At 66.7% G+C, this 18,052-nt stretch carries 18 protein-coding genes; 11 read left to right on the top strand and 7 right to left on the bottom strand.

The genetic code is table 11. From position 1 onward, the window contains the following. The first annotated feature begins 97 nt into the window (after positions 1-97). From ABZW96_RS28770 to ABZW96_RS28755, 4 genes are all read left to right on the top strand, one after another. Positions 98-973 carry a dioxygenase gene (locus ABZW96_RS28770; RefSeq protein ID WP_355078831.1) on the top strand — a complete coding sequence of 292 codons (876 nt, stop codon included), beginning with the start codon at positions 98-100 and terminating at the stop codon, positions 971-973. A 231-nt stretch (positions 974-1,204) separates the two neighbouring features. Continuing rightward, complete coding sequence (gene nrdF, locus ABZW96_RS28765; RefSeq protein ID WP_355078753.1) at positions 1,205-2,167, top strand: class 1b ribonucleoside-diphosphate reductase subunit beta; 963 nt, start codon at positions 1,205-1,207, stop codon at positions 2,165-2,167. Positions 2,168-2,297: 130 nt separating this feature from the next. After that, on the top strand, positions 2,298-2,903 hold the full coding sequence (locus ABZW96_RS28760; RefSeq protein WP_355078752.1) for a hypothetical protein: 606 nt from the start codon (positions 2,298-2,300) through the stop codon (positions 2,901-2,903). Further along, positions 2,897-3,256 (top strand): hypothetical protein, encoded by a 360-nt coding sequence (locus tag ABZW96_RS28755; protein ID WP_355078751.1) that lies wholly within the window; start codon positions 2,897-2,899, stop codon positions 3,254-3,256. Before ABZW96_RS28760 ends, ABZW96_RS28755 begins: the two co-directional genes overlap by 7 nt. 25 nt (positions 3,257-3,281) lie before the next feature. Here the strand turns inward: ABZW96_RS28755 and mgtE are convergent, their stop codons facing one another. Then, a complete protein-coding gene (gene mgtE, locus ABZW96_RS28750) occupies positions 3,282-4,646 on the bottom strand; it encodes a magnesium transporter (protein ID WP_355078750.1) in 1,365 nt (454 codons plus the stop codon). 781 nt (positions 4,647-5,427) lie between these two features. Between mgtE and ABZW96_RS28745 the strand changes: the two genes are divergently transcribed. The 4 genes from ABZW96_RS28745 (at position 5,428) to ABZW96_RS28730 (ending at position 9,368) form a co-directional block, all read left to right on the top strand. After that, positions 5,428-6,510 carry an ABC transporter substrate-binding protein gene (locus ABZW96_RS28745; RefSeq protein ID WP_355078749.1) on the top strand — a complete coding sequence of 361 codons (1,083 nt, stop codon included), beginning with the start codon at positions 5,428-5,430 and terminating at the stop codon, positions 6,508-6,510. Beyond that, the gene (locus ABZW96_RS28740; protein ID WP_355078748.1) at positions 6,507-7,367 is read left to right on the top strand and encodes an ABC transporter ATP-binding protein; all 861 of its coding nucleotides are present in this window, start codon (positions 6,507-6,509) and stop codon (positions 7,365-7,367) included. Before ABZW96_RS28745 ends, ABZW96_RS28740 begins: the two co-directional genes overlap by 4 nt. Next, the gene (locus ABZW96_RS28735) at positions 7,360-8,250 is read left to right on the top strand and encodes an ABC transporter permease (protein WP_355078747.1); all 891 of its coding nucleotides are present in this window, start codon (positions 7,360-7,362) and stop codon (positions 8,248-8,250) included. Before ABZW96_RS28740 ends, ABZW96_RS28735 begins: the two co-directional genes overlap by 8 nt. A 170-nt stretch (positions 8,251-8,420) precedes the next feature. Then, positions 8,421-9,368, top strand: coding sequence for a TauD/TfdA family dioxygenase (locus ABZW96_RS28730; RefSeq protein WP_355078746.1), 948 nt, complete (start codon positions 8,421-8,423; stop codon positions 9,366-9,368). Between the two features lie 114 nt (positions 9,369-9,482). Here ABZW96_RS28730 and ABZW96_RS28725 read toward each other — a convergent pair whose 3' ends face one another. Then, entirely contained in the window at positions 9,483-10,031 is a 549-nt protein-coding gene (locus tag ABZW96_RS28725; RefSeq protein ID WP_355078745.1) for a hypothetical protein, read from the bottom strand. 209 nt (positions 10,032-10,240) lie between these two features. Between ABZW96_RS28725 and ABZW96_RS28720 the strand changes: the two genes are divergently transcribed. Continuing rightward, positions 10,241-11,233, top strand: a complete 993-nt coding sequence (locus ABZW96_RS28720; protein ID WP_355078744.1) for an LLM class F420-dependent oxidoreductase — start codon at positions 10,241-10,243, stop codon at positions 11,231-11,233. Positions 11,234-11,294: 61 nt separating this feature from the next. Here the strand turns inward: ABZW96_RS28720 and ABZW96_RS28715 are convergent, their stop codons facing one another. The 5 genes from ABZW96_RS28715 to ABZW96_RS28695 all read right to left on the bottom strand — a co-directional run bounded on the left by ABZW96_RS28715 (position 11,295) and on the right by ABZW96_RS28695 (position 16,172). Beyond that, positions 11,295-12,119: an SAM-dependent methyltransferase gene (locus ABZW96_RS28715; protein ID WP_355078743.1), complete on the bottom strand. Its 825-nt coding sequence runs from the start codon at positions 12,117-12,119 to the stop codon at positions 11,295-11,297. Positions 12,120-12,303: 184 nt separating this feature from the next. Beyond that, positions 12,304-14,385, bottom strand: a complete 2,082-nt coding sequence (nrdE, locus tag ABZW96_RS28710; protein WP_355078830.1) for a class 1b ribonucleoside-diphosphate reductase subunit alpha — start codon at positions 14,383-14,385, stop codon at positions 12,304-12,306. Positions 14,386-14,447: 62 nt separating this feature from the next. Beyond that, the gene (gene nrdI, locus ABZW96_RS28705) at positions 14,448-14,909 is read right to left on the bottom strand and encodes a class Ib ribonucleoside-diphosphate reductase assembly flavoprotein NrdI (RefSeq protein ID WP_355078742.1); all 462 of its coding nucleotides are present in this window, start codon (positions 14,907-14,909) and stop codon (positions 14,448-14,450) included. 67 nt (positions 14,910-14,976) lie between these two features. Next, on the bottom strand, positions 14,977-15,210 hold the full coding sequence (locus ABZW96_RS28700) for a redoxin NrdH (RefSeq protein WP_039799742.1): 234 nt from the start codon (positions 15,208-15,210) through the stop codon (positions 14,977-14,979). Positions 15,211-15,602: 392 nt separating this feature from the next. Further along, positions 15,603-16,172 carry an NAD(P)H-dependent oxidoreductase gene (locus ABZW96_RS28695; protein WP_355078741.1) on the bottom strand — a complete coding sequence of 190 codons (570 nt, stop codon included), beginning with the start codon at positions 16,170-16,172 and terminating at the stop codon, positions 15,603-15,605. Between the two features lie 143 nt (positions 16,173-16,315). On the opposite strand from ABZW96_RS28695, the gene ABZW96_RS28690 reads away from it, so the two are divergent. Next, positions 16,316-16,921 (top strand): helix-turn-helix domain-containing protein, encoded by a 606-nt coding sequence (locus ABZW96_RS28690; RefSeq protein ID WP_355078829.1) that lies wholly within the window; start codon positions 16,316-16,318, stop codon positions 16,919-16,921. A 22-nt stretch (positions 16,922-16,943) separates the two neighbouring features. After that, positions 16,944-17,768 (top strand): ammonia-dependent NAD(+) synthetase, encoded by an 825-nt coding sequence (gene nadE / locus ABZW96_RS28685; RefSeq protein WP_355078740.1) that lies wholly within the window; start codon positions 16,944-16,946, stop codon positions 17,766-17,768. The last annotated feature ends 284 nt before the right edge of the window (positions 17,769-18,052 follow it).

Raw genomic sequence — 18,052 nt, 5'->3', positions numbered from 1 at the left:
CGAAGGACGATGTCGACGAACGAAAGGGCACACAGTGGGCGAACGACGCGGCGAGGCGCACGAGCACGATCTCGGCCTCGCACATGACGTGAAGGTGATGGTGTCGCGCCGCCGCGCCCTCTTCCTCGGGGCGACCGCGGGCGCGGCGGCGGTCGCGGCCGGTTGCGCGTCGGGCTCGAACGACACCGCGGCCACGGCCACTGCGACGGCGTCCGCCACCGCCACGCAATTCGGCGGCGCCACCGCCGCCCCGCAGGAGACCGCGGGTCCGTACCCGGGCGACGGATCGAACGGACCCAACATCCTCATCGAATCCGGCGTGGTGCGCAGTGACATCACGACCTCGTTCGGCTCTTATTCCGATGTCGCGCAGGGCGTCCCGATGACACTCGAGCTGACGCTGCGCGACTTGGCGAAGAACGGCGCCGCCGGGGCGGGCATGGCAGTGTACGTGTGGCACTGCGACCGGGATGGCAGCTACTCGCTCTACAGCAGCGGCATCACCGAGCAGAACTATCTGCGCGGCGTGCAGGTGGCGGGCGACGACGGCAGGGTGACCTTCACCTCGATCTTCCCCGCCTGCTACTCGGGCCGGTGGCCGCACATCCATTTCGAGGTCTACGACTCGCTGCAGACCGCGGTCGCGGGCAAGAACGCCCGTTTGACCTCGCAGATCGCCCTGCCCCAGGACATCTGCGAGGCGGTGTTCGCCCACGACTCCGGCTACGCGCGCAGCGTCCCCAACCTTTCGCAGGTCACGCTGGCCTCCGACAACGTCTTCGGCGACGGCTGGGACGCGGAACTGGCCACCGTGACGGGCACGCCGTCCTCCGGGCTGCGGGTGGCGCTCACCGTGGGCGTCGCCGAGAAATCACAGAACACGCAGTCGGACAACGGTGCCGGGCCGCAGTCCGGTGGGCGCCCGCCCGGCGGACCCGGCGGCGGCGCACCCGGCGGTCGCCCGCCGCGGTGACCGGCGGCCCCCGTGCCCGACCGCCACGGGCCAGGGGCCGAGCCACGGCGGCTCACCGCTTGCCGCACAATAGGGGGCCGCGCGCGGCGCGTCACAGCGTTCTTCCCGACGTGGACGCCTGCCGCGGCGACACAAGGTGTTGTGCTGAGCGGACATGTCGGCCACAAGGAGTAGTGTCTCGAGGGTAGACATTCCGTGACGACAGGTGCTCGGGAAAGGCGTGGAGGCAGGATGAAACTGATCGATCGGGTGTCGGCCATCAACTGGAATCGGGTGCCCGACGAAAAGGACGCCGAGGTCTGGGACCGGCTGACCGGCAACTTCTGGCTGCCGGAGAAGGTCCCGGTCTCCAACGACATTCCGTCGTGGAACACCCTGACCGCCGACGAGAAGCAACTGACCATGCGGGTCTTCACCGGCCTGACCTTGCTGGACACCATCCAGGGCACGGTCGGCGCGGTGAGCCTGATCCCGGACGCGCTCACCCCGCACGAAGAGGCGGTGCTCACCAACATCGCGTTCATGGAGTCGGTGCACGCCAAGAGCTACAGCTCGATCTTCTCCACGCTGTGCTCCACGCGCGAGATCGACGAGGCGTTCCGCTGGTCGGAGGAGAACCGCAACCTCCAGCGCAAGGCCGAGATCGTGCTGGAGTACTACCGGGGCGACGATCCGCTCAAGCGCAAGGTCGCCTCCACGCTGCTGGAGAGCTTCCTGTTCTACTCCGGCTTCTACCTGCCCATGCACTGGTCGTCGCGGGCCAAGCTCACCAACACCGCCGACATGATCCGGCTGATCATTCGGGACGAAGCGGTCCACGGTTACTACATCGGCTACAAGTACCAGAAGGGCCTGGAGCAGGTCACCCAGGCCGAGCGCGACGAGCTCAAGAACTACACCTTCGAGCTGCTGTTCGAGCTCTACGACAACGAGGTCGACTACACCCAGGACCTCTACGACGAGGTCGGCCTCACCGAGGACGTGAAGAAGTTCCTGCGCTACAACGCCAACAAGGCGCTGATGAACCTCGGCTACGAGGGCCTGTTCCCCAAGGACGAAACCGAGGTGAACCCGGCCATCCTCTCGGCGCTGTCGCCCAACGCCGACGAGAACCACGACTTCTTCTCCGGCTCCGGCTCGAGTTACGTCATCGGCAAGGCCGTCAACACCGAGGACGAAGACTGGGAGTTCTGAACCATCAGTTATGGTGTGGGACAACGGGGCCCGGCAGCGATGCCGGGCCCTCGCCTTGTCTCCGATCGCCGACCCGGCGGCGAAGACTCCGCGCCACAACTGTATTTCGATCCGAAGAGGGGGGTTCTCGATGTACCGACGACTGGCTGTGATCGCGGCGGTGCTGTTGACCGCTGCCGCGTGTCAGGACGACGGTCCGGCGGCGACTCCGCAGACCGGTGACGAATCCTTCTGGTCGACCGTGCCGCAGACCGACGACCAGCGTCTGGAAGTGCTGCGCCGCATGCGCGCGATGGACACCTGCGCGTTGCTGCCTCGAGCCGAACTGGCCGAAGTCGGGCAATTGCGCACCGTCCGCACCGACGGGCTGAACTCGTGCAGGGCCGAACTCGACAGCTCGGAACGCTACAAGGGAAAATCCGTCCGCTGGGCCATGGGGGGACCGGCGCCGGAAGTGAAGAACGATCGGGGTACCACCGAGCGACTCGGCGACGTGACCATCACCTTGCTGGCGGACAAGGACACACTGAGCGCCGAACAGGCCGGGCAACTCGTCCAGCGCTCCTGTTCGGCCACCGCACGCTTCCCCTCCTTCGCCGCGATCGGCCTGTGGGTGGACACGCCCTTGGGGGTCGAGCCGTGCCCGATCGCCAAGTCACTGATCACCACGGCGGTATCCGAATGGAAGCGGGAGCCACGTCAGGTAGCGCGGCGGAGACGATCACCACCGTGCTGACCGGCGCCGACCCCTGCGCGGTGCTGCCGCGGCTCGGCGTCACGGCGGAACCCGCGCAACAGCGGGTCTCCAGCTGTACGTTCTCGTATCACGGCGACGAGATTCGTCTCGCGTACGAATACAGCGCGGAGTCGCTGGCCACCGCGGGCAGTCCGGCTTTCACCGTCGGCGACCGCACCGTCTACCGAGATGCCGCCGACGAACTGCGGTTCTACAACGTCGCGGTCGGACCGCCGCTCGCATCGGAGAACCGCGGTTCGCTCGGGCCGCGCCTACCCGCCATCTCGCTCACCGGCAAGGCTGACGCGGCCCTCGAAGATGTTGTGCGCCAACTACTCACGCTCTTTCCGTAGGGCGAGCGTCGAGCACACCGCGCCCTCAGATACCGAGGACCAGTTTGGCTGTCGTGAAGTAGATGATCAGACCGGTGGCGTCGACCAGGGTGGTGACCATCGGGGCGGAGACGACCGCGGGGTCGATGCGCAGTTTCTTGGCCAGCAGGGGCATGGTGCCGCCGATGGTGGCGGCCCAGCCGCAGATCAGGACCAGTGTGATCCCGACGACCAGTGCGATGCGCGGACCGACGAACAAGGCCCCGATGGCCAGGCCGACGGACGCCAGCAGTGATCCCAGCACCAGGCCTACCCGGCATTCCCGCCAGATCACCCGGAACAGGTCCGACACCCGGACCTCGCCGACCGCCACCGCGCGCACGCAGGCGGTGGCGGCCTGCGCGCCCGCGTTGCCGCCCGCGCCGATCAGCAGCGGGATGAACAGCGCCAGATGCGCCGCCTGCTGCAAAGTGCCCTCGAAGAAGTCCGTCACGCTCACCGTGAGGGTCGCCGCGAACAGCAACAGCAGCAGCCACAGCGCGCGGTAGCGGGCCAGCTGGAACACCCCGGCGGCCATGTAGTGGCCTTCCCACGGCGCGGACCCCGCCTGCAACGCGACGTCCTCGCTGTCGGCGGCCTCGATCACCTCGACCGCGTCATCGATGGTCAGCAGGCCGACCAGCCGGTCCTCGCTGTCCACCACCGGCAGGTTGATGTCGTTGGTCTCGCGCATCAAGCGGGCCGCCTTCTCCGCGGCGTCGGTGGCGCGCGCGAAGGCGGGCTCGGTGACGACCAGCTCCGACACCATCGTCTCCGGCTTGCTGAGCACCAGTTCGCGCAGCTCGACGATGCCGGTCAGCCGCCTGCCCGCGTCGACGACCGGCAGCGTGTACACCGTCTCGGCGTTGCCGCCCTTGGCCCGCACCATGCCGAGCGCCTCGGCCACCGTGAGGTCGCGCGGCAGCGCCACCACCTCAGGCGTCATGTACTGCCCCGCCGAGCCCTCCGGGTAGCCGAGCAGGCTCGCAGTCATCCGCCGCTCGCGCGGGCTCAGCCCGGCCAGCGCCTTCTTGGCGACCTTGGCGGGCGCCTCGCGCAGCATGCGGGCGCGATCGTCGGGCGCCATGCCCTCGACCAGGTCGCGGAAGCTCTGATCGCGCAGCCCCTGCAGGATCTGCTGCTGGTCCACCGGCTCGAGTTCCTCGAAGACGGCCAGCGCCAAGTCTTTGTCGAGCAGGCGGAACGCCATCCCGGCCCGCACGGCATCCATCCGGGCGAGTTGATCGGCGATGACGTGCGGCGGGTGGTTGCCGAGCCAGTCCAGCGCGGCGTCCACGCGGCGGGTTTCGACGATGTCCTGGAGGGATTCGGACAGCGTCGGACGTACTTCGATGATGTCGGTCTGCGACATGAGAGGACCTCAGCACATGCGTGAGTGAACGGAGAGCTCGAAATTCACACCGCGGGCGCCGGCCCCTGCCGTCGCGACCTGACTAGGAATGCGAAGGGGCGGCGCCGCGCGGCCTTCGACTGGGAGGTTCGCTGCGCATCGCTACCCCACCTCCCTCTCGTCGCCGCCGCGGAACTCGGATATCCGCACCGTTCGGATCAACATCTCACGGACACGAAAATGTCCTCGTGCAGCTTACATCGCTTCGGCGACGATGATCACCTTACGACAGGGTGTTGTGACCGAAGCCGCTTCACACCGGGGTCCGCGCGTCATACGAGACCTCCGCACCGGGAAACCGCGACGCGACTCGTCCGCAGCGCAAGCGACGACCGCCGGGACGACCGGAACCGGGCGATGCGTTACCGCGCGTCAGCCTGACCCCTTCGTAGTCCATCGGCCGCCGTAAAACAGGGTTATACGCAGTCGGCGTCGAACTGTTGCTCCCATGCTTGGGAACCGGGACAGTGTTTGCCAGGCAAGTGCCGAATCACATCGGCGCACGCAGGCACCAGTACAGCTCACGAAAGTTTCGAAGTGTCGACAGCCACCGCCCTGATCCGCCGTCGCGCGGTCGACTTCATGCGCGTTCCGCACGGAATCTGTTGCCGCTGAGGCAACGCGGCCCTCGTTTCCGACCGGATCCCGCACGGTCGTCCACCGCCGCATCGCTCCCGCTGTGGTGTCTCCGGACGCCGAGCGTCGAATCGCACGGCGTCTTCTCGTCTTCGAAAGAACAACAATGCCTTTCCCCACCTCGTCCCGGCGCGTCGCCCGCGCTCTCTCCGCCGCCGTAGCGGTGCTCACCGGGCTGTCCGTGCTCACCGGCTGCGGCGAGTCCGCACCCGCCAAGACCGCGGACGGCAAGACCGTGCTGCGCTACCAAGGCTCCACCGGGCAGGTGAGCGCCTTCGAATTGGCCGACGACCTAGGCTATTTCAGCAAGGTCAGCCTGCATTGGGAAGGCGACACCACCAGTGGCCCCGCCAACATCCAGGCCGCGGCGACGAACCAAGTCGAGTTCGGCAGCGCGTTCAACGGCGCGGTGGTCAAGCTGATCGCGGGCGGCGCGAAGGTCACCTCCGTGCTCAGTTCCTATGGCGCGGACGAGCAATCGTTCACCGGTTACTACGTGCGTGACGATTCCGGCATCAACTCGCCGCGCGATCTGATCGGTAAGAAGGTCGCGGTCAACACCCTCGGCGCGCACCACGAATTCATCACCAGGGAGTGGCTGCATCAGCAAGGCCTGACCGAGGACGAGATCAAGCAGGTGCAACTGATCGTCGTGCCGCCGGCCAACACCGAGGAGGCGCTGCGCAAGGGACAGGTCGACGTCGCGGCCTTGGGTAGCGTCTTCCGGGACACCGCCCTCCAGCGCGGCGGCATCCACCCGCTCTACACCGACAAAGCCATCTTCGGCACGTTCGACTACGGCACCTATGTCTTCCGCAACGACTACATCGCCAAGAATCCCGAAGCGGTGGAGGACTTCGTGCAGGGCACCGCACGCGCTATCCGCTGGCTCCAGGTGACGCCCCGCGAGCAGGTGCGCGAGCGGTTCACCCAGATCATCAACAAGCGCGGCCGCAACGAGAACACCAACTTGGTGCCGTACTGGCTCAGCTCCGGAATCCCGGTGCCGGGTGCGGTGGTCGCGGACAAGGAACTGCAGATCTGGATCGACTGGCTGGTGCGCAACGGCGAACTGCCGAACGGCAAGTTGAAGGCAGCGGATCTGTTCACCAACAAGTTCAACCCCTACGCCAACGGCAAGTACAAGCCGGAGGCCGGGCCGACCGGAGAGGTGGTGGCCGCGAAATGACCACGACGGCGACGAAACTGTCGCTCACCGGAGTGAGCAAGCAGTTCGCGGTGCGCGGCTCGCACGAGCGATTCACCGCGCTCGACGACATCTCGCTGGAGCTGCGCGAGGGCGAATTCCTGGTGCTGGTCGGCCCGAGTGGTTCGGGCAAGTCCACGCTGCTGGACCTGCTGGGCGGGCTGAGCAAGCCCAGCTCCGGTGAGATCCTGCTGGACGGCAAGCCGATCACCGGCCCCGGCCTGGATCGCGGCGTCGTCTTCCAGCAGTACGCGCTGCTGCCATGGCGGACGGCCCGATCCAACATCGAATTCGGGCTGGAGGCCAAGGGTTTACGACGCAAGGCGCGCCGCGAACTCGCCGAGCACTATCTGGAGCTGGTCGGGCTAGCCGGTTTCGGCGACCGCTACCCGCACGAGCTGTCCGGCGGCATGAAACAGCGCGTCGCGATCGCGCGCAGTCTCGCGTTCGATCCCGAGGTGCTGCTGATGGACGAGCCGTTCGCCGCGCTCGACGCGCAGACCCGGGAGTCGTTGCAGGACGAACTGTTGCGCATCTGGCGGGCCACCGGCAAGACCGTCCTGTTCATCACCCACGGCATCGATGAGGCGGTGTACCTGGGCCAGCGGGTGGCCGTGCTGACCTCACGACCCGGGCGGATCAAGGCCATCGTCGACGTCGAGATCGACCGGGAAACCGACGACGACATCCGCTCCTCCGAACGCTTCCGGGATTACCGCCACGAGATCTGGACGCTGCTGCACAGCGAGGTCCAGCGGGCCGCGAGCCTGGAACTGAAGTCCTTGTCCGACCACACGGCCGACGTCGAATCCACCACCGAGAGGACGGCCAATGTCTAGTGCCATTCAGCTGAGCGAGCGGCCGGTACGGGAGAGCGCGGCCGCGCAGGCCCGGCCTGCCCAGGTGCGCAGGGCCGAGACCGCGCCCTCCGCCGGAACACAAGCCATCCGCGCGGTGAGCCGGTTGGCCTGGCGGGTGTTCAAACCGACCGTCGTCATCGCCCTGTTCCTGCTGCTGTGGCAGCTCGCCCCGACCCTCGGACTGGTGGACGAGGTATTCCTGCCGCCGTTCTCGGTGGTCGCCCAGGCGTTCGCCGACCTGGTGGCCAGCGGGGAGATGTGGACCCACATCTCCGCGAGCCTGAACCGTTCGCTGGCCGGGTACTCGCTCGCGTTGGTAGCCGGCATTCCGGTGGGCATCGCGATCGCCTGGTACAAGCCGGTCGCGGACTTCCTGAACCCGATTCTCGAACTGTTCCGCAACACCGCGGCGCTGGCGTTGCTGCCGGTGTTCCTGCTGATCCTGGGCATCGGCGAGACCTCGAAGGTCGCCATCGTCGTCTACGCGAGCTTCTTCCCGATTCTGCTGAACACCATCACCGGCGTGCGCACCGTCGATCCGCTGCTCGTCAAATCGGCCGCCTCCCTCGGTTTCTCGCCGCTGCGGCTGTTCCAGAAGGTGATCCTGCCCGCGGCGCTGCCGTCCATCTTCACCGGCCTGCGGATGGCCGCCGCCAGCTCGATCCTCGTGCTGCTGGCCGCCGAGATGTTCGGAGCCAGGGCCGGTCTCGGCTATCTGATCACCGCCGCGCAGCAGAACTTCGCGATCCCGAACATGTACGCGGGCATCCTCGCCATCTCGCTGCTCGGCCTCGCCTTCAACGGCCTGCTGGTCGCCCTGGAACGCCGCCTGTCGCGGTGGCGCGCCCCGGCGAACGCCTGATAACCATGCCCGCCCACCCCGCGCTCGGAAGGCAGTCGTCGTGCAGGCGCTGACCAAACGTCGCGTCGTCGACTTCATGCGCGTCTGCGGCAGCGCTTGTCGCCTTGCCGCAGACCCCGCATCTCCGGTTGCCGCCGGCCCGATCCTCTGATCCGAAATGAGTTCTTCCGATGACCGCTGTACACGAATCCCCCGTCTCGACCGCTACCGATGGCGCGGTGCACGTCGCTCCCGTCGCCGGGCACATCGGCGCCGAGATCTCCGGCGTCGATCTCCGTGAGTCGCTGACCGACCAGCAGGTCGAGGCCATCACCGACGCGCTGCACACCTACAAGGTGCTGTTCTTCCGCGATCAGCACATCGATCACGCACAGCAGATCGCCTTCTCCCGCCGCTTCGGCGCGGTCACGCCGTCGCACCCGTACGACGACGACGCGCCGACGGAGTACCCGGAGATCCTCGCGGTCGACAGCCGGCTGTACGAGAAGCGGTTCGGTGTGCGCAAGCACAGCTACACCAACCACTGGCACACCGATGTCTCCGCGCTGATCAACCCGCCCGCGGCCTCCATCCTGCGCGCCGAGATCGCCCCGGAGCGCGGCGGCGACACCGGCTGGACGAACCTCGTCGCCGCCTACGAGAACCTGCCCGAGTCGCTCAAGCGCTTCGCCGAAGGGCTGCGCGCCGAGCACCGCTTCGGCGGCAACAGGCCGGCCTGGAACTCCGACAGCGACTACGCGAAGAAGGTCGCGGCCGCGCCGCTGGTCACCGAGCACCCGGTCGTCCGGGTGCACCCGGTGACCGGTGAGCGGGCGCTGTTCGTCAACCCAGGCTTCACCACCCGGATCGTCGGGCTCACCCCGAACCAGAGCGACGCGGTGTTGAAGCTGCTGTTCGACGAGGTCACCCACCCCGCCTACACGGTCCGCTTCCGCTGGCAGAAGGGCAGCATCGCGTTCTGGGACAACCGGGTCACCGCGCATCTCGCCCCGAGCGATCTGGACCACCTCGATGTCACCCGGGTGCTGTACCGCACCACCCTCGAGGGCGATATCCCGGTCGGCGTCGACGGTGAGCCGTCGAAGTCCGTCGCCGGAGAGAAGTTCACCGGCGCGTAGGGATCGAACAGACGCGATCGGCCGGGCGCGCGAGCTCCCGGCCGATTGCGTGCGGTCACAGCACGCGAGCCGAAGCGCTCGAACCGGAAACCGGCTCCCGGCCCGCGCACCGGACTACAGGTGCGCCCGCGGAAACCGATCCGTCGTCTCCAGCACGGCCCGCTCCGCGTCCTCCCAGGTCGGGACGTGTCGCACCCACTCGGGGACCGGCTCCGACTGCGCGCCGAACAGCAATCGATGCGGCACTACCTCACGCAGCGCACGGTGAACGTCGACGCGATCGTCGATCATGTGCGTGATGCCGAGTTCGGCGCAGTGCACCGCCTTGTCCGCCCGGGCACGGCAGAAGCGCACGTTCTCCCGGGCGATCCCGGTGCGGTCGTAGAAGTCGTGGTGATCGAGCCACTGGCGGGTGCGCTGCTCGATCCGCGGGCCACATTTGGATATCACCCAGGCGCGCCCCTCGAACCGCCGGACCAGGCGCGGCAGTACCTCGAAAGCGCCCACGCTGGGCGGCGTGCGCAGCGCCTCCTCGAGCCCGCCGGAGAGGAACACCGTGTCCTCGTCCCCGGGCGCTAGAGCGGCCCCCTGGATGACCCGGCCGAAATCGACGCCGAGCCGAGGCTGCGTTTCTTTGTCCCGATGTCTTCTTTCCTCGTTCATACGTTTCCAGCGTGCGATATTCGCCCGCCTACCGCCAGCGAATTCTGTTGGTGAGCAGCCTTCCGGAATGGCCCATTCGGTTAGGGCGATCGCATCAATTCGATGCGTCGAGCGCCGAACGGTTGCCAGCGCGCGGCGCAATGGTAACAGTGAGGTAGAGGCCGCGGCGCTCGCCGCGGCCGTTTCGGGTACACACGAAGGAGATATTCGTGCGCTTCGGCATCTTCGTCCCGCAGGGTTGGCGGCTCGATCTGGTGGGCATCGATCCGGCGGACCAATGGGGGGTGATGCGAGACCTCGCCCAGCGCGCCGATGCGAACCCGGTGTGGGAATCGCTGTGGGTGTACGACCACTTCCACACCGTTCCGGTGCCCACCGAGGAGGCGACGCACGAAGCGTGGTCGCTGATGTCGGCGTTCGCCGCGACCACCTCGCGTATCCGCTTGGGCCAGATGTGTACCGCGATCAGCTACCGCAACCCGGCCTATCTGGCCAAGGTGGCCGCGACGGTCGACCTGATCTCCGGCGGACGCGTCGAGATGGGCATCGGCGGTGGCTGGTACGAACACGAGTGGCGCGCCTACGGCTACGGATTCCCGTCCGCGGGCGAACGGCTGGGCCGCCTCGACGAAGGCGTGCAGATCTTCCGGCAGGCGTGGACCACCGGTTCGGCCACCCTCGACGGCAAGTACTACCAGGTGGACGGCGCGATCGTGCGCCCGCTTCCCCTCCAGCAGGGCGGGATTCCGCTGTGGATCGCTGGTGGAGGCGAGAAGAAGACGCTGCGCATCGCGGCGAAATACGCCCAGTACACCAACTTCAGCGGCAATCCCGATGAGTTCACCCACAAGTCCGAGGTGCTGCGCGCGCACTGCGCCGACGTCGGCACCGACTTCGACGCGATCGTCCGCAGTTCCAACTTCAATGTCGTCATCGGCTCCACGCAGGCCGAAGTAGAGGATCGCCTGGAGGCGCTGAAAGCCCGCCTGACGCCCGTCATCGGCGCCGACGCGGCCAAGTCCTACTTCGAGCAGCTGTACAACAGCGGCGCCGCCACCGGCACCCCCGAGCAGATCGCCGAGAACCTGCGCCGGGTCCGCGACCTCGGCCTCGGCTACGCCATCTTCAACTTCCCCGAAGCCGCCTACGACACCTCCGGCATCGAACTCTTCGAACGCGAAGTGCTCCCGGCCCTGAGCTGATCACGCGGGGCAGGACTCACGAGCACCGAGCCTCCGTGATTCCTGCCCCGGGAAGGTCCGCCTACCACACCTTACGGCCGACCGCGCTCCAGCAGTTCACTTGCGAGTCGAGCCAAGACGGCGACTCGCCCTGCGGACGCCATTGATTGGTGACGACGATTCCCGGGTCCAATAGTTCCAACCCGGTGAAGAACCGGGCGAATTCGTCCCGCGTGCGCGTCTGGGCATAGACCCCGCTCTGCCGGTACACGTCGAGTGCGTCGGTCATCATCTCCGGTTCGAGGTCGGCGGTGATGTGCGAGACCACGAGGAACGATCCCGGCGCGAGAGCATCCATCAATGTCTCGACGATCCCGTAGGGGTCCTGCTCGTCGGCCAGGAAATGCAGCACGGCGACCAGGCTCAGCGCCACCGGGCGCTCCAGGTCCAGGGTCTCGCGGAGTTCGGGCGCGGACAAGATCGCCGCGGGGTCCTTCAGGTCGGCGTCGACGTACGCGGTGCGGCCCTCCGGCGTGCCGGTGAGCAGGGCGCGGGCATGGGTCAGCACGATCGGGTCGTTGTCCACGTAGACCACCCGCGCTTCGGGCGTCGGCGCCTGCGCCACCTGGTGCAGGTTCGGCTCGGTGGGGATGCCGGTGCCGACATCGAGGAACTGCGTCACGCCCAACTCGGTCAGCGCGTTCACCGCACGGTGCATGAACGACCGGTTCTGCCGAGCCGCGACCCTGGTGGTGGGAAACGCCGCGATCACTTTCTCGGCCGCGTCCCGATCCACTTGATAGTGGTCTTTCCCACCCAGCACATAGTCGTATATTCGAGCGCTGCTCGGCACACTCGCGTCATGAATCGGCCTGAGCGGCTTCCCATTGCCGCCGAGATCGGTCATCGTCGTTCCCATCACTACCGGATCGCTTCTGCCCCAGCTTATTCCAGGCGCTGACGGCCTACCGCACGCGATGCGAGGAAGAGCGCAGGATGGGGTTGCGCTTCGAGCGTAGGCGAGTGCGCGATCTCAGCGGCCGCGGAATGCGAAAAGGGCCCCCTTCCGGAGGCCCTGTTCGCAACCCGAACTACAGCATGCAGGAGACACAACCTTCGACTTCTGTTCCCTCCAAGGCCATCTGGCGCAGCCGGATGTAGTAGAGGGTCTTGATGCCCTTGCGCCAGGCGTAGATCTGGGCGCGGTTGAGATCGCGGGTGGTGGCGGAGTCCTTGAAGAACAACGTCAGCGACAGGCCCTGGTCCACGTGCTGGGTGGCCGCGGCGTAGGTGTCGATGATCTTCTCGTAGCCGATCTCGTAGGCATCCTCGTAGTACTCGAGGTTGTCGTTGGTCATGTAGGGCGCCGGATAGTAGACGCGCCCGATCTTGCCTTCCTTGCGGATCTCGATCTTCGACGCCACCGGGTGGATGGAGCTGGTGGAGTGGTTGATGTAGGAGATCGATCCGGTCGGCGGCACCGCCTGCAGGTTCTGGTTGTAGATGCCGTGCTCCATGACCGAGGCCTTCAGCTCGCGCCAGTCGTCCTGGGTCGGGATGTGCACGCCCGCGTCGGCGAACAGTCGCCGGACGCGCTCGGTCTTCGGCTCCCACACCTGATCGGTGTACTTGTCGAAGTACTCACCGCTGGCGTACTTCGATTCGGGGAAGCCGCCGAAGTACGTACCGCGCTCGATCGCGATCCGATTCGACGCCCGGATCGCGTGATAGACCACGGTGTAGAAGTAGATGTCGGTGAAGTCGATGCCCTCTTCGGACCCGTAGTGGACCCGTTCGCGCGCCAGGTAGCCGTGCAGATTCATCTGCCCGAGGCCGATGGCGTGGGAGAGGTTGTTGCCCTGCTCGATGGAGGGCACCGAGTAGATGTGGGTCTGGTCCGACACCGCCGTCAGCGCCCGGATGGCCACCTCGATGGTCTGCGCGAAATCGGGTGAGTCCATCGTCTTGGCGATGTTCAGCGACCCGAGGTTGCAGGAGATGTCCTTGCCCACCTTGGCATAGGACAGATCGTCGTTGAACTCCGACGGCGTGGAGACCTGCAGGATCTCCGAGCACAGGTTGGAGTGGGTGATCTTGCCCGCGATCGGGTTTGCCCGGTTCACCGTGTCCTCGAACATGATGTACGGATAACCCGACTCGAACTGCAACTCGGCGATGGTCTGGAAGAACTCGCGCGCCTTGATCTTCGACTTGCGGATGCGCTTGTCGTCGACCATCTCGTAGTACTTCTCGGTGACGTCGATGTCGGCGAACGGCTTGCCGTAGATGCGTTCCACGTCGTACGGCGAGAACAGGTACATGTCCTCGTTCTTCTTGGCCAGCTCGAAGGTGATGTCCGGGATGACCACGCCCAGCGAGAGCGTCTTGATGCGGATCTTCTCGTCCGCGTTCTCCCGCTTGGTGTCCAGGAACCGGTAGATGTCCGGGTGGTGCGCGTGCAGGTAGACCGCGCCCGCGCCCTGCCGCGCGCCGAGCTGGTTGGCGTAGGAGAACGAGTCCTCGAGCAGCTTCATGATCGGGATGACGCCCGAGCTCTGGTTCTCGATCTTCTTGATCGGCGCACCGTGCTCGCGAATGTTGCTCAGTAGCAGCGCCACTCCGCCGCCGCGCTTGGACAGCTGCAACGCGGAGTTGATCGAGCGCCCGATCGACTCCATGTTGTCCTCGATGCGCAGCAGGAAGCACGACACCGGCTCGCCACGCTGCTTCTTGCCCGAGTTCAGGAAGGTCGGGGTGGCCGGCTGGAAACGGCCTTCGATGATCTCGTCGACCAGTTGGCCCGCCAGCGCCTCGTCACCGGCGGCGAGCGTGAGCGCGACCATGCACACCCGGTCCTCGAACCGCTCCAGGTAGCGCTTGCCGTCGAAGGTCTTCAGCGTGTACGAGGTGTAGTACTTGAACGCGCCGAGGAAGGTGGGGAACCGGAACTTCTTGGCGTAGGCCTGCTTGAACAGCTTCTTGATGAACGCGCGGCTGTACTGCTCGAGAACCTCGGCCTCGTAGTAGTTCTCCTCGATCAGGTAGTCCAGCTTCTCGTCCAGGTTGTGGAAGAAGACGGTGTTCTGATTGACGTGCTGCAAGAAGTACTGGTGGGCGGCCTCACGGTCCTTGTCGAACTGGATCTCCCCGTCCGGGCCGTACAGGTTCAGCATCGCGTTGAGGGCGTGGTAGTCGAGGACCTCGCCCGCCTCGCCGCCGCGGACCGGGGGCTGCTCTAAGCGAGCTGTCTTTCCGGCCGGTGCTGTCGTTGCTGTTGCCAAAACAATCCCAATCCCTCTCGGACGCGCTCGACGTCCTCAGCGGTTCCCATGAGTTCGAAGCGATACAGGTACGGCACCCCGCACTTGCGTGCGATGAGCTCGCCCGCGTAGCAGAAGGTGTCGCCGAAGTTCGTGTTGCCCGCCGCGATCACCCCGCGCAGCAACGCGCGGTTGTGCGGGTCGTTGAGGAACTTGGCGACCTGCCTCGGCACGAAGTCCTTGTCGGAACGATCGCCCCCCAGTACGTGCCGACCGCCCCCGTAGGTGGGGACGATCAGCACGTACGGATGGTCTACGCGCAGCGAGTCGGCGGTGTGCAGTGGTATGCGAGTCGCCGGGAGACCCAGCTTCTCGACGAAGCGATGCGTGTTCTCCGAAGCGCTGGAGAAGTAGACCAGCGCCGTCGTCTCCGACATGGTCGCCTTCCTCTTCTCGGGAGCGCCGTAGCGCTCGCCCTCGGATGAACCGGAAGCGGTGGAAGCGTCAGGCCGCCACGGTCGCGAGCGACTTGATGCGGTCGGGACGGAAGCCCGACCAGTGATCGTCCCCCGCCACCACGACCGGCGCCTGCAGGTACCCGAGTGCCATGACGTAGTCACGCGCCTCGTCGTTCTCCGAGATGTCGATGACCTCGTAGTCCACCCCGGCCTTGTCGAGGGCCTTGTAGGTGGCGTTGCACTGGACGCAAGCGGGCTTGGTGTACACGGTGACGGTCATTGATGTCCCTCTCTCCTTGTGCCTGATCCACAGCCTGTGATCCGTTGCAATTCACGATCCGACGTATGCTGCGCAAACTCCTGGATCCGAGCTCGAATCCCCTGATCAGCCACCTGTGGCCGACTCGTGCCGAGTGAGGTCTCTCGCCGTCTTCCAGTACCGAAGACACTACACCTAGTGGCCGACAGATTCCTACAACACGACATGTAGCGAGTCACATTGATGAAATTCCATCGAGAGAAGTACCAGTACGCTCGATTCACCCCGACACAAAACAGTGGCGCAGATCACTCCACGGCGCGTCAGCTTACTTTCAGCAAACTTTCCGGCAAACGAAGAGGGCCACCGCTGCGCCCCGCAGCGATGGCCCTCGTTCAGACCGGAGAAGGAGCTTACACCGACGCCAATTCGCCGCGCGTGGCCTCCACCAAGTCGCGCACCGTACCGGCCAGCTGGGTCAGCGCCTCGGCATCGTCACGCGGATGCGTGGCGCCGAACCGCTCGCCGATGACCCCGAAGTGCAGGTGCGCGGACTCGACCACCCGCGCGCCCGCCACGCCCAGCGCCTTGACCGCGTCGCCGTGCGCCCACTGGGCGGCGTTCGGGCTGATCGATGCGCTCACCACGGCGGTGGGCTTGCTCTTGATCGCTCCCGCGCCGTAGGGACGGGAAGCCCAGTCGATCGCGTTCTTCAGCACCGCCGACAGCGTGCCGTTGTATTCCGGGGTCACCACCAGCAGGCCGTCCGCCTCGGCGACCGCGTCGCGCAGCGCCTGAGCGGCCGCGGGGACGGAGCCGGGGACATCGATGTCCTCGTTGTAGAACGGGATGTCGGCGAGCCCTTCGTAGAGAGTGACCTCGACACCCTCCGGCGCGCTGTGCGCCGCGGCCTCGGCGAGCCGCCGGTTGACCGACGCGGCGCGCAGGCTGCCGACGAGTGCGAGAATGCGGGTCTGGCTCATGACGACTCCTGGTGTACTGATGAGGTGGTGTCCGTACGTTCACCACACACTAACCGGACCATGGTCCGATTACTTCCCGCGGAGCCTGCGTGAGCGCTGTGAACTACCCCACACCGGACGCGTCGACCGATGGCGCACCTCGGCTGCTCGACGTCGGCACGCCATTGCCGGGCACCTCGGAGCCCGCCGAGCGCGCCGACGCGGCGCGCAACCGTCAACTGCTCCTGGACGCGGCGCAGCAACTGGTGCGAGAGCAAGGCGTCGACAGCCTCACCATGGACGCGCTGGCCAAACGCGCCGGGGTCGGCAAGGGCACGGTGTTCCGGCGGTTCGGAAGCAGATCCGGCCTGCTGCTCGCGCTGCTGGACCACTCGGAGCGGAAGTACCAGGAGTCGTTCATCTTCGGGCCGCCGCCGCTCGGACCGGGCGCGCCCCCGGTGGAACGACTGGTCGCCTTCGGGCGGGCCAGGCTCCTGGACATCGAGGTGGCAGGCGAGCTACACCGCGCCGCCGAGCTCGGCGAGGCGAGCGAACGCTATTCCGGTGGACCGTATGGACTACAGCGCGCGCACGTCGTGATGCTGTTGCGGCAGGCCGACGTGCCCGGGGAGGTCGCGCTGGTCGCCGACTGGCTGCTGGCGATGCTCGGCGCGGCGCTGGTCATGCACCAGATGCAAGTGCTCGGCTTCACCCGCGAGCAGATCGGCGACAACTGGGAGCTCGTCGTTCGGCGCGTCGTCGCCCGCTGAGCCGCCAGTAGACTCGGGCGCCATGGGGAACCTGCGTGCACAGATCATCAGTGAATTGGGCGTCCGGCCCACGATCGAACCGAAGGAAGAGATCCGCCGCCGGGTCGATTTCCTCAAGGACTATCTGAACGCGACTCCCGCACGAGGTTTCGTCCTCGGCATCAGCGGCGGACAGGACAGCGCTCTCGCGGGCCGGTTGTGCCAGCTCGCGGCCGAAGAACTGCGCGCGGACAGCGTGGACGCGACCTTCCTCGCCGTGCGGTTGCCCTACGGCGTCCAGGCCGACGAGGCCGACGCGCGCACCGCCCTGACGTTCATCCGGCCCGACCGGCAGGTCGTGGTCAACGTCCGGCCCAGCGCGAACGCCGCGGCCGCCGAGGCGGCGTCCGCCTTGCAGGTCCACCAGCTGCGTGACTTCGTGCGCGGCAATATCAAAGCGCGCGAACGCATGGTGATCCAGTACGCGCTGGCCGGGCAGGAGAATCTGCTCGTGGTCGGCACCGACCACGCGGCCGAGGCGGTCACCGGATTCTTCACCAAGTACGGCGACGGCGGCGTCGACCTGACCCCGCTCACCGGTCTGACCAAGCGCCAGGGCGCCGCCCTGCTCCAGGAACTCGGCGCGCCCCCGAGCATCTGGTCCAAGGTGCCCACCGCCGATCTGGAGGACGACCGGCCCGCCCTGCCCGACGAGGAAGCGCTCGGTCTGCGCTACAGCGAGATCGACGACTACCTGGAGGGCAAGGAGGTGACCCCCGAGGTCGCCGAACGGCTGGAGAGCATCTTCCACAACACCCGTCACAAGCGCACCGTCCCGGTGACGCCGCTGGACACCTGGTGGCGCTAGCCCTTCGGGGGGACCTCGGCGTCCGGCGAGGAGCGCCGCCGTGCAGCGTCGTCGCTCACGAAAACCGCGCACCTCATCGACACCTGGCACAGCTGGTCGTGGCGGCGCTGGATGTGAACGCGCCGCCTAGCCGCCCGCGAAGGGTGGCAGGACGTCGACGCGCGGGCTCAGCGCGACCGCGGGATCTCGGGTGAGTTCGTCACCGACCAGGTAGGCGCACACCGACAACATCTTGTCCAGGTCCGGGCCGTAGGCCGCCGCCAGGGTCGCGCGCAGGTCGGCCA

The sequence above is a fragment of the Nocardia sp. NPDC004168 genome, from assembly GCF_040610355.1.
GTDB lineage: Bacteria > Actinomycetota > Actinomycetes > Mycobacteriales > Mycobacteriaceae > Nocardia > Nocardia sichangensis.
This window is presented reverse-complemented; position numbering and strand designations above follow the sequence as displayed.

Coding starts and splice junctions, on each gene's coding strand:
- ABZW96_RS28770 (WP_355078831.1), top strand. CDS start 98: ATGGTGTCGCGCCGCCGCGCCCTCTTCCTCGGGGCGACCGCGGGCGCG.
- nrdF (WP_355078753.1), top strand. CDS start 1,205: ATGAAACTGATCGATCGGGTGTCGGCCATCAACTGGAATCGGGTGCCC.
- ABZW96_RS28760 (WP_355078752.1), top strand. CDS start 2,298: ATGTACCGACGACTGGCTGTGATCGCGGCGGTGCTGTTGACCGCTGCC.
- mgtE (WP_355078750.1), bottom strand. CDS start 4,646: ATGTCGCAGACCGACATCATCGAAGTACGTCCGACGCTGTCCGAATCC.
- ABZW96_RS28745 (WP_355078749.1), top strand. CDS start 5,428: ATGCCTTTCCCCACCTCGTCCCGGCGCGTCGCCCGCGCTCTCTCCGCC.
- ABZW96_RS28740 (WP_355078748.1), top strand. CDS start 6,507: ATGACCACGACGGCGACGAAACTGTCGCTCACCGGAGTGAGCAAGCAG.
- ABZW96_RS28735 (WP_355078747.1), top strand. CDS start 7,360: ATGTCTAGTGCCATTCAGCTGAGCGAGCGGCCGGTACGGGAGAGCGCG.
- ABZW96_RS28730 (WP_355078746.1), top strand. CDS start 8,421: ATGACCGCTGTACACGAATCCCCCGTCTCGACCGCTACCGATGGCGCG.
- ABZW96_RS28725 (WP_355078745.1), bottom strand. CDS start 10,031: ATGAACGAGGAAAGAAGACATCGGGACAAAGAAACGCAGCCTCGGCTC.
- ABZW96_RS28715 (WP_355078743.1), bottom strand. CDS start 12,119: ATGACCGATCTCGGCGGCAATGGGAAGCCGCTCAGGCCGATTCATGAC.
- nrdE (WP_355078830.1), bottom strand. CDS start 14,385: ATGCTGAACCTGTACGGCCCGGACGGGGAGATCCAGTTCGACAAGGAC.
- nrdI (WP_355078742.1), bottom strand. CDS start 14,909: ATGTCGGAGACGACGGCGCTGGTCTACTTCTCCAGCGCTTCGGAGAAC.
- ABZW96_RS28700 (WP_039799742.1), bottom strand. CDS start 15,210: ATGACCGTCACCGTGTACACCAAGCCCGCTTGCGTCCAGTGCAACGCC.
- ABZW96_RS28695 (WP_355078741.1), bottom strand. CDS start 16,172: ATGAGCCAGACCCGCATTCTCGCACTCGTCGGCAGCCTGCGCGCCGCG.
- nadE (WP_355078740.1), top strand. CDS start 16,944: ATGGGGAACCTGCGTGCACAGATCATCAGTGAATTGGGCGTCCGGCCC.